Source organism: Fictibacillus aquaticus (assembly GCF_002245695.1).
Classification (GTDB): domain Bacteria; phylum Bacillota; class Bacilli; order Bacillales; family Fictibacillaceae; genus Fictibacillus; species Fictibacillus aquaticus.
This window is the reverse complement of record NZ_NOII01000059.1, coordinates 1-4,276: the sequence shown is the minus strand read 5'-3', so window position 1 is coordinate 4,276 and position 4,276 is coordinate 1. Positions and strand designations below refer to the sequence as shown.

Below are 4,276 nucleotides of genomic sequence, written 5' to 3'. Positions count from 1 at the left end.
ATCGGTGTTCTGGTTGGCGTACTAACGATCTTGGGTGGTATTTTCGCCGCAGCTTTGCATTTTATAGCTTTAGGACTATCAACTGCATGGAATACTGAACCTGAAACGAACACAGACCAGCCGGTTATGTTCATTCTACTCTTCTTTTTAATAATTGGAATGATCACGACAATCGGAGCTTACAAGACTCAGAGAAAAGCTTGGCGGAGATTTTTTATCGGATTTTGTTTACTGCTGGGTATTGGATTTTCAGTGGCATCAATCGCTGCTTTAGGTGCGTTAGGGACCATAAGCGAAGGTTTTATTTTCATCATGAGCTTAGTTTATTTAGTTCTCGCTTTTACAGCAAATAAGGGATGGTAAGCCATGACACTGTTCATGGCTTTTGTATGTTCGTCTATACGCATTCTTCAGCAAGAATAGGCATGTGTACAAACTATTTCGTACAACCATGCATAACATATCAAGAAAGAAATTCTAACAAAGGAGCAAGACTTTTTTGAGATTTTTACCTTTTTTTAAGAGACGCCCCTGCCCTTGTCCATGCCCGGTGCCGTTTCCAATGTATTTTCCAACTGCGGGTGCTGTCTCCCCGGCAATGATGGGTCCAGGTGCTGTGTCACCGGCTATGATGGGACAAATGGGACCAAGTGCTGTATCACCAGCTATGACGGGACCGAGTGCTGTATCGCCTGCGACTGCTGGAACTCAATGCGGTTATCCTCCAGTAAGTCCGGCACAAGTACTGCCGACGCAATATATGCCTGCACAATATAGCCCATTGAAGCAAAACTCAGAGTACAAAGAGCAAAATTATGTTGTGCCAATGTACCACCCAAGCCAGACGACACAATACAATCAGACGAACGTTAACTATGTTCATTATTTTCCTCACAGCAAAAAACAAGTAAATAATGTAACACAGAAGCATTTCTGCGGCGGAACTTACCAGCAAGGCTATTAAGCTAGAGTAAAACCTGGAAAACCGGCAGCTGATTACAAATCACCAGAGGACTGTTTACTAGTCTTCTGTTACATATTTGAAAATTATTAAGACGGTTGAAATGATTCCCCGTCTTTTCGTTTTTATTTACTAAAAAAAGGGTATCGATTATTGCTAGACATTATGAGCTAAATAAGGTTTCCAAAAAAGAAGGGGTTTTACCAATGCAACATTATAAGGAAAGGATTAATGGACAAACATTTTTGGCAAAACTCATTACGCAATATGCTCATATTCATAAAAAGACAATCGGCCCTGCCGCAGACGAGTATATTAAGCAAATAGGCCTTCGAACAGGTGAGTGGGTTGAATCATATTATGAAAAAGGATCAGAAGTATGGACTGTAGATGAGTATGCAAACATCATAGTAGATTTGAAGAATAGTATTGGCGGAGAATTTGCTATATCGAGCGTATATGACGACCATATCGTTCTCAAAGCAGACAGCTGCCCGTTTGGGGAGATGGTGAAGGACTCTCCGCATCTGTGCCTGATGACTTCAACTGTACTTGGAGGAATCGCAGCACGAAATTTTGGCTACGCAAAAGTAACTCTTCGCCAGCGGATTGCTCTTGGCCACAAAGGCTGCGAAGTGGCTGTGTATTTTCAGCCAGATAACCGTGAGGAAGGGGATGAATACAAAGATATTCCGATTACGCCAAAAAATGGCGACCCTTTCGCATGGGAAGAAGAGACGATTGCGATGATGAATCAAGAGCTTCAAAAGAGTGATGCTATGATTCAATCCTTGCTTCAGGAGCTGGAAGAGCTTCAGGCACAAGTGAAAAAGCAAGGTTAATAATAAGCGGATAACCTTCCCGAGGTTATCCGCTTTCTTGTTCTTTTGTCATTACCCTATGATTTTATTCGAAGAACGTTTTTTAAGTTAAGAGAAAAGCAGACGAATTGAAGGAGAGCCGAATTCAGATTCTTTTGCTCAAATATAGCAGCGAGGGGCCAAACTGATGCCAGCTGGCTTGAGCAAAGTGGTGAATCTTCCGCCAAAAAGCTGTGAGTCCGACTTCTTCCAGCATGCCCTAAGACTTTTGCCTGAGAAGGAATTCAGCTTATAAGACTAGTAAAAGTTCAACCTTCCTCCCGACGAACTTGATTGAACAAAATCATAAACTAAGATCAAGAAAACAAAAGGGAGCGAAGAGATATGGAATTTAATATCTTTACATTAGAAATGGAAGCAAAAGAAAAACAGACAGAGCTGCTGCAAAATGCTGCGAAAAAATCCATCCTGTGCAGCCTGCCTGGCCTAAAAAACAGCGCGATCTGCGGCTGCACCAAATAAAGAAAAAATGATGGGGGTCCGGTACCATTATCCCTCGCGCCCCTGATTACGCAGGATGGCGAGGGATGGTACCGGACCCCCAATATCCCCCAATATGTTCGAGAAAAATTCAATTACTACATGAAAGTGATAAAGTATACTGAAGAAAGATTTACAAATAATGTTATTTTGGCTATTGCGAGCATGTAATGAAACGGTAAGGGGGAGAGAATCCAACATGGTTTTTGATGTAATCGTAGTCGGCGGTGGCCAGGCTGGCCTATCAATGGGTTACTATTTGAAGAAAACGGGATTGTCATTTGTCATTCTTGATTCAGGTCAAAGAACGGGTGACGTATGGCGGAAAAGGTACGATTCTCTCGTCCTGTTTACACCCCGGTCTTACAGTACTCTTCACGGATTGAAATGGGACGGCGATCCTGCAGGCTATCCTTCCAAGGAAGAGGTTGCAGATTATTTGGAGCGGTATGCGCAAACGTATGATCTTCCGGTTCAGCATGACAGCCATGTTCACAGTGTAGAAAAAGAAAACGATCTATTTAATGTAAGCACCAGTCATACGGTGTATAAAGGGAAAAAAGTCGTTGTCGCAACAGGAGCTTTTCAAACACCTAGAATTCCCGCATTTGCAAAAGAACTGCCGTCAAGCATAATACAGCTTCATTCGTCTCAGTATAGGAACCCCGGTCAGTTAAACGACGGACCTGTCCTCGTCGTTGGAGGCGGAAATTCTGGTGCGCAGATCGCAGTTGAGCTATCAGCAACGCATAAAACGTATCTTTCTGCTGGAGCAAAGATACAATTTATGCCTTTGACAATCGCCGGTAAAAGCATCTTCTGGTGGCTTGAAAAGACAGGTATCCTTAAAAGCAGCGCATCATCTTGGGTCGGAAAAATTATGCGAAAACGCGGCGATACTATTTTCGGTTATGAGTTAAAAGAAAAGGTGGAAAAACTTGAGGTTGTGTTAAAAAGCCGTACATCAGGATTATTTAAAGGTAAAGTGATGTTCGACGACAGCACATCACTTGAAGTAAGCAATGTTATTTGGGCGACTGGATTTGTACAAAATTTTGACTGGATTCGTGTACGGGGCTTGTTTGATGCACAAGGGAACTTACAGCATAAAAGGGGAGTGACTCCGGTAGAAGGACTGTACTTCCTCGGTCTCCCTTGGCAGCATAGAAGAGGCTCTGCCTTATTATTAGGTGTGGGCGATGATGCTGCCTATCTGTACAGCCAGATGACAGCAGAGCTTCAGCAAAATAAAAACCATCCGCTCTCCGGCACGATAGCTGCGGCCCAGAAATGAAGGGGTACGGTACCATTTCCCGCCAGCCTGCATAAACAGGGAGGTTAAAGGAAATAGTACCGTACCCCCTCCCAATTTTTTTTAACTCCAAATGTTTTTTTCGGCAGTGTAAACTTCGTATAAAGATGCCGATATATACCTCATGGGAAGCTATTATAATACTCGGGGGAGAAAGAGAATATGAGTTTACTTCATTACATGCTGCGGACATTGCTCGTTGTTGTACCATCTACGGCAATCATGGGTGTTGCATTGTCTTATGGAATCGGCCTTAAAGGTGCAGTGTTCGGATGGACGGTCGGAATCCTGATCGTTTTTGGCATATTAATCGGTATATTGTCTTCATTTTTAAATCACAAACGATTCATCAAACCAATTGAAGAGTTTAATGAATTCCTACACAAGCTAACTACAGGCGATATGACTGTACGAATGCAAGAGGACAAAGCGGGAGAACTTAAAGCACTGGCATCAAGCTTGAACAATGCCGTTGAAACGTGGGTTAAGGTACTGCAGAACGTGCAGCATTCTTCTAAGGAAATTACATTATACTCTGCTCAGCTTGCTGAAGGCGCAAAACAGACGACACTCGCAACAGAGCATATTTCTGAAACGGTGGAAAAAGTGGCTGAGGGAGCGGAGCATCAAGTTCAAGGTGTT

The 4,276-nt window shown here is 43.0% G+C and carries 5 protein-coding genes and 1 pseudogene; all 6 read left to right on the top strand.

Annotation, left to right across the window (positions count from 1 at the left end; all coding sequences use genetic code 11):
* Positions 1-363, top strand: a 363-nt coding sequence (locus tag CGZ90_RS20885; RefSeq protein WP_165766929.1) for a hypothetical protein, incomplete at its 5' end; no start/stop codon positions are given.
* Between the two features lie 199 nt (positions 364-562).
* Positions 563-964, top strand: coding sequence for a CotD family spore coat protein (locus CGZ90_RS19530; RefSeq protein WP_240515496.1), 402 nt, complete (start codon positions 563-565; stop codon positions 962-964).
* Between the two features lie 203 nt (positions 965-1,167).
* Complete coding sequence (locus CGZ90_RS19525) at positions 1,168-1,803, top strand: methanogen output domain 1-containing protein (protein WP_094254165.1); 636 nt, start codon at positions 1,168-1,170, stop codon at positions 1,801-1,803.
* A gap of 363 nt (positions 1,804-2,166) precedes the next feature.
* Entirely contained in the window at positions 2,167-2,304 is a 138-nt protein-coding gene (locus tag CGZ90_RS20880) for a hypothetical protein (protein ID WP_165766928.1), read from the top strand.
* A 217-nt stretch (positions 2,305-2,521) separates the two neighbouring features.
* Positions 2,522-3,616: a flavin-containing monooxygenase gene (locus CGZ90_RS19520; protein ID WP_094254164.1), complete on the top strand. Its 1,095-nt coding sequence runs from the start codon at positions 2,522-2,524 to the stop codon at positions 3,614-3,616.
* Positions 3,617-3,796: 180 nt separating this feature from the next.
* Positions 3,797-4,276 (top strand): annotated as a pseudogene (locus CGZ90_RS19515) (methyl-accepting chemotaxis protein); the annotation flags it as partial.